This window comes from Aquiflexum gelatinilyticum (assembly GCF_024741135.1).
Taxonomy (GTDB): Bacteria; Bacteroidota; Bacteroidia; order Cytophagales; family Cyclobacteriaceae; genus Cognataquiflexum; species Cognataquiflexum gelatinilyticum.
Genome location: NZ_JANSUY010000028.1, coordinates 1 through 408 on the forward strand (window position 1 = coordinate 1; position 408 = coordinate 408).

General features: G+C 46.8%; 1 protein-coding gene. It reads right to left on the bottom strand.

What is annotated here, in order from left to right; all coding sequences use genetic code 11:
- Positions 1 to 408: DUF7507 domain-containing protein (locus NU887_RS20185; RefSeq protein ID WP_420839801.1), on the bottom strand; the 408-nt coding region annotated here is incomplete at both ends.

A 408-nucleotide genomic window follows, 5' to 3' on the forward strand; every position in this document is an offset into this window, starting at 1 on the left:
GCTTACAGCAATATTGCTCAAAGTCACGTTTCCGGTATTGGTCACCACAATGGTATAGTTCAATACATCGCCCACAGCGGCAAAGTTTGACTCGGTTGCTGTTTTAGTAATGGAAAGCTCAGGGTTTTGGGTTGCAGTTACAGACTCGGAAGCGGAAACATTTACTGCTCCGACAACAGCCGAAGCGGTATTGTCCACTTTTCCTGCATCGATATCCGATTGTGTTACGGTATAAGAAGTCGGGATTGATTCAACCGCACCCGGAGCAAGGCTTGGAATAGAAACATTCAAACCTGTCAAAGGATCGCTTACAGCCACATTGCTCAAAGTAACGTTACCCGTGTTGGTCACTACGATGGTGTAGTTCAATACATCTCCGACAGCGGCAAAGGTTGACTCGGTTGCTGT